At 42.4% G+C, this 6,151-nt stretch carries 3 protein-coding genes and 1 pseudogene; all 4 read right to left on the bottom strand.

From position 1 onward, the window contains the following. On the bottom strand, positions 1 to 1,292 hold a 1,292-nt coding region (locus F7734_RS60050), incomplete at its 3' end, for a polyketide synthase (RefSeq protein WP_166482835.1). 172 nt (positions 1,293 to 1,464) lie between these two features. Beyond that, positions 1,465 to 1,719: an acyl carrier protein gene (locus F7734_RS60045; RefSeq protein WP_155753646.1), complete on the bottom strand. Its 255-nt coding sequence runs from the start codon at positions 1,717 to 1,719 to the stop codon at positions 1,465 to 1,467. 349 nt (positions 1,720 to 2,068) lie between these two features. Further along, positions 2,069 to 3,763 (bottom strand): PfaD family polyunsaturated fatty acid/polyketide biosynthesis protein, encoded by a 1,695-nt coding sequence (locus tag F7734_RS60040; RefSeq protein WP_155753645.1) that lies wholly within the window; start codon positions 3,761 to 3,763, stop codon positions 2,069 to 2,071. 10 nt (positions 3,764 to 3,773) lie between these two features. Beyond that, positions 3,774 to 6,151, bottom strand: a pseudogene (locus F7734_RS60035) (short-chain dehydrogenase); the annotation flags it as partial.

Genomic DNA, 6,151 nt, shown 5'->3' with positions numbered 1-6,151 from the left:
GAGAGGGGGGGAGCTTCTTCTAGGATGACATGAGCATTGGTTCCAGCAAAACCAAAAGAGCTAACGCCAGCAAAGGCTGGGGTAGTCTCAGTAGACCAAGGCGTCAGAGCTTGCGATATCCGTATTGGTAGGGTTTCAAAAGGAATATAAGGATTGGGCTTGTGAAAATGCAGATTTGGTGGTAGGTGTTTGTTCTTGAGCGATAATGCAACTTTGATTAAACCAGCAATACCAGAAGCGGCTTCTAAATGCCCAATATTGCTTTTCACTGAACCTACAGTGCAGTAGCTTTCAGGAGGACGCTCTTGAGCAAGCACATTTCCCAGAGCGATCGCTTCAATTGGATCGCCTAAAGGAGTTCCTGTACCGTGCAGTTCGATGTAGCTAATGTCAGCAGGTGCTACCTCAGCTTTCTCCAATGCTTGACGAATGAGTGCTTCCTGCGCGGGACCGTAAGGTACAGTCAATCCCTTGCTGCGACCATCGTGGTTAATAGCACTCCCTCGAATCAGCGCATAAATCCGGTCTTTGTCCGCCAAAGCTTTTGTTAAAGGTTTGAGAACAACAAAACCGACTCCCTCACTCCGAACATAACCGTTAGCATCCGCATCAAAAGTTTTGCAGCGCCCATCGGGAGACAGCGCTTTTAGCTTGGTAAGACCAATGTTACCAGTGGGCGAAACGATGACGTTCACGCCCCCAGCCAAAGCCATGGTCGCATCTCCATTCCACAGATTTTGACAGGCGAGGTGAACAGCAACCAGTGAAGAAGAACAAGCAGTGTCAATTGCCATGCTCGGTCCCCTTAAATTAAACTGATAAGAAATTCGACCAGCCGCAATGCTCAATACATTACCCGTTAAATCGTAACCCTGAGGTCGCTGAGAATATTCCTCTCCCTGAATCAGAGTGTAATCGTTCGTAGAAATGCCAACAAACACGCCAGTTTGCGAACCAGACAACTGTTCTTGTACCTGTCCCGCATCTTCCAATGCTTCCCAAGCCACCTCTAGCAAGAGTCGTTGTTGGGGGTCCATCGAAACCGCCTCTCGCGGTGAAATTCCAAAAAACTGAGGGTCAAACTGGTCTACCTGCTGCAAAAAGCCACCGCAGCGCGAATTCATCTTACCGGAAATTTCTGGATCTTGGTCATAAAATTGCCGGATATCCCAGCGATTGGAGGGTATTTCTGTAATAGCATCGACTCCATCACGGAGGAGTTGCCAAAAAGCCTCTGGATTATCTGCTCCCGGAAATCGGCAGCTAATACCTATAATTGCAATTGGTTCCATTTTTTTTTACCATTTTTCGTTATCTTTTTTATCTGCGCTCTGCTGCAACTCTGCTGTTAAATAAATTATTTTTGAACCGCAGAGGCGCAGAGGACACAGAGGAAAGAGGAGTTTTTTACTTCGAAAGAGGAGAAGAAGCTCGGTAATCTTATGGCGGAAAGGGAGTAATAATTTATTCAGCTAAGCGATCGCCTAGTTCTGCAATAGTTGGATAGTTGAAGATCAGGGTGGGGTTGAGTTTGATTCCCAACCACTTTTCCAGTTTTCCAAGTAAAATCATTGTCTCAGCAGAAGTCAGATCGTAGTTATCAAATGGCTCATTTACGTCGATTTCATCTTGGGAGAGTTCTAGTCTTTCAGCAAACTCATTGATTAACCAAGATTGAATGCTTTCTGCGGTTTGAGACTGTTTATTTGAAATAGCCATGCACCGATTCCTTTAAATATGAGTTGAGGTTGAAGTTTATTAAGTAATATTTCTGGAGCTAAGTCTTAAACAGTTAATTTTTCTGATGCTTTGTGGAATATAGCGCTTTTCAATTGGGTGCTATACTTTTAGGAGTTAAGGAACCGCAGATGAACGCGGATGCACGCAGATGGATTTGTACTTCATCCGAATGAAAAACGCTATAGCTAACTGTTATTAAGTTCTTCACATCCAAAAAGTATAATTTCGCGAACTTTACAAAAACTTTATTTGGGATTTTGGATTTTGGATTTTGGATTTTGGATTGGGGATTGATTAGTTATTCTTCCTTGTCCCCCTACCCCTACCCCTACCCCCTACCCCTAGAAACTGGATGGTAGTAGCTGAAGTGGGCTGGTAATTGCAAGCCTTGCAGTTTTAAGTTTTGTAAACGATATAAGTATGCGGCTCCGGTCATTATATGATAGGCAACGTCTGCTACACGTCGTGCTTCTGGGGCGGCTAGGTAAGTTCCTTGAACCCATTCATTAAAAGCACCGATCGCAGGTCCGCACCAAATTTGGTAATCCATCTCTCGGTTTTTTTCGCCAGAACTAGCCCAGCGTGAGGATAGTCCCAGATACCACCGGAAAATCAGAGCCATTTTTCGTTTGGGGTTGTTGTTGGCTCTAACAATTTGCTCTGGATCGCGTTCGGTGAAGAAGGTAACTGTTTCTTGCCAAACGGTTTCTAAACTTTTGCCAAAGATTTGTTCTTCTAATTTTTGTCTTTCCGCAGTGGGAATTTCGTCGATGGAATTATAGTTTTTATAAAGATCGTACAATTTTTGTGCTCGCATCGGGAAAAGAGTCCCGCGCTTGAGTAGTTGTACCTTTACTCCCAACTCAAACATATCGGCACATGGAGCCATAATAACGTCTGCTATGCCAGCTTGGGCTAACAAACGTTTTGTATGAGCAGAGGTACCTGCTTCGACGCAGGCTTGATTGATAGACCCTGTCACTATATAACTCGCTCCCATCATAAAGGCGGCTAATGCTGATTCTGGCGTTCCAATACCTCCTCCTGCACCAACTCTCACCCGTCTTTCGTAGCGGTACTTCTGCTGCATTCGATCTCGCAAAGAGATGATGGAAGGAAGCAGACAAACCAAGGGACGGTTATCTGTATGACCGCCTGAATCGGCTTCTACCGTGATGTCATCCGCCATGGGAACTTTTTGAGCTAAATTGGCTTGTAACTCTGTAATCAGTTGTTCTTCAACTAACTGCTTGAGAATTTTTGCAGGCGCTGGCTGTAAAAATTGCGATGCTACTTCTGGACGAGAAATTTTGGCAATAATTTTGTTTTTAACTTCGATTTGACCGAGTGCATTGACACTCAAACCCGAAGCTCGATAACGCACAATATGGGGTGTCAAATCCATAAATGCAGAAGCTTCTACAGTTCTCACACCATATTTTAAGTACAAATCGACAGCTCGCCGTTCTAACGCTTCTTCACTAGGACTGTGAATGAGGTTAAATGCATAAGGTCCGTTGGGAAGGGCTTGTTGGATTTGCTGAATGGCTGCTTCAACCCGAGCAGGAACTAAGCCAGCAGAGCCAAAACTAGCCAGAAAACCTGCTTTTCCTAGCGCAATGACTAATTCTGCTGATGCAATACCACCAGCCATAGCACCAGCCGCATAGGCGTACTTGACTCCATGAAAATTTAAGAAGTCGCGATCGCCTAAATGTTGCGGTAGCATGGGTGGTGCTACCATCAAAATCTCTATCAACCCGCCCTGACTGTTGTCAAAGTCGTAGGAACAACCATGGTTGGCAATACCAATTCGATTTCGATCTTTAAGGATATAACAGGGTTGGTGCAAATTCAAAAGCCGAGCTTTGATTCCAGCTTCATCAAAGGAAATTAAGTCTAAATAACCCTTCCAAGCTTTGTTTGTATCGTTGAAATAACTTGTATTATCACCGCCACTCTCTAGGAGAGATGCAGACGAATTTTGTGCGTTTTTTCCCTTTCCATTGCCATTCGTTAACATTTTAAAACTCCTATGATTCTGATAAAGAAATTGCTACGTTTTTCACTTCGTAAATTCTCATGTTGTCTTTCCACAAACTTGCATCACCAACAACAATGACTTGTTCGTTATTGACATCAATTTTTGAGATATGAACCTCAAGATACATTTTGCGATTTTCTGGAGTAATTTGACCGCGATACTTCCAGGTCATCTCATGGTTAAGAACTTGTCCAAATCGAGGAGATTTAAACTGTCTTCCCAAGTCAAGTTGTAATGCATAAACTTGCATTGCTTGCATAATAGCCTCAATTCCTAACGATCCTGGCATAACAGGGTCTTGATGAAAATGATAGGGGAAATACCAGTCTCTTGGGCTAATATCTTTACTAGCGTAGATGTAGCCTTGTTGATATTTTCCGCCTGCTTCTACAATCAAAACTTCATTGAGAAAATTTAACTGACTGTGAGCTAGATGGTAGTATGGTTTGCTCGGTAACGCTTGATAAAACTTATCCTGATGGATGGGATTGTTGAGATTTATCGCGATCGCTGATAAAGACTCGTTCTTCTTTTCCTCATACCAAGGACGTACAATTTTTCCGCCATCCAACCCAACTTGATTCGCCAGCATTTGGTCGCTAAAATAGCCAAACACCATCTCACTTTGATAAAAAAGCTCGCCATCACAAAATAATTGAAAATCAAACTTTTGAATGATTGCTCCTTGAACCACAGTTGATGATTTTAGGAGCACTTTGTCGGTAATAGTTTTACCACGGACATCCACATCTTTAAAAATTATGCCTTTACCATCAAGATTGCGAAAATGAAGGTTTTCCTCAGGCAATAATAAAGTCGCTCCAAGGTAAACACCCAAGAAAATACAAGGCTGACCGGCTATTTCAATATAAGTACAGTAGGGCAAATAAGGATAAGAATTATGACGGAAAAACCAGGCTTCTGGAGAAACATCATATTCAGTGACTAGATTGGCAGTTTTTGTCAAATCGTGTCGTTTGCCTTCAAATTCGAGAATACGACTGACCAAGCATAAATCTCTATTTGGCAGACACACAGAACGACGATTGTCATAAATGTGATATTCTGGACCCAAACAGCTAGCAACAGCGCCTTGAGTCAGTTCTTGAACTTGTAATTCATTAAATAAAACTTGTTTTTGAAGCAAATTTTGTTTGACAAATAATGTTTGTTCTGACTTTTCAGATAATTGCCAACCCAGGTTTTGAGCGGTAGCAATTGTTTTATCTCCAAAGATAATATCGACATTACATATAATGTAAGGTGTTGGAGACAGACTGATTTCCATAACTTCCAATCGGTAGATCAATTTTCCAGAAGTTGGAGTTACTTGTCCGCGAAAACGCGATACCTGTGGGCGTTGGGCAATTGGTTGAAACCTAGCATTTGAAGTACACTTTTGCAGTCCCAGGAAAAGAGTGTAAAATTGCAATAGCTGAGAACTGCCTTCTATCATGAGACTACCAGGCATAGTCGGGTCATTTTTGAAGTGACAGAGAAAATACCAGTCGTTTGGCTCTACAATTTTTTCAGCAATGACTAGACCCAATCCCGCAACTCCTCCTTTAGGATCGACAGATATTATGCGATCGACCATTGCAAGCTTTTTTGAGGGTAATCGGAGTGATGGATTCAAGCCATTTTGTTCGTAATTATCTCCAAAGCAAGCTGCAATATTTCCCTGGCTTAAGTGAAGTAAATCTTCCTTCTCAAAAGTAGATTTTTGACACAACAGTAGCGGTTGAAAAGTCTTCTTTTGAATGCGGCTTCTTTGTTTCTCTTCTCGCTCGGTAACTATAATACCTTGACCTTGCGCGAGTTCTTCCTCAGAAAATAGCCCAGCACAGCCTCCAGAAATTTTTATAATCGGTTTTTTCCCAACGAAACACTCTGCTTGAAAAAAGACAATTAAGTTGGTTGTCGTCCTGACGTAAGAATCAATTTTGATATCATAACGAAGTGTTTTGATTTCTTGAGGTGGCTCACAGAGAAATTTGGCTGTAAGATCTAATAACCGAAATGACCTTTGCCCTTGATTCTCAAAGTCAGTTCCCAGATAACCCAGTAAAAGTAAGATTCCCTGTCCTGCTTCTTCATAGATTCCCAAGGGAATTTGACCATCAATGGAATACCAAGCATTTTGAGGAACATCATACTCAGTTTGGATAAAACCAGTGTCATACTCGCCTCTTTTACCTTCTAGTTTGATAACCCGACTGACAAACAGATAAGGAGGACACGGAAGGCGGACTCTTTTGGTGTAAGGATCGATACTTTCAAAGTCTTTACCAAGTACGCGTGAAATTTGTCCTTGTGCAAATTCCAGTACTTGAGTTTCATTGAGGAGAGGGGGTAGGGGGTAGGGGG

The sequence above is a fragment of the Scytonema sp. UIC 10036 genome (assembly GCF_009725235.1).
Note: the sequence above shows the minus strand (reverse complement) of the source record. Positions and strands in the feature narration are given on the sequence as shown.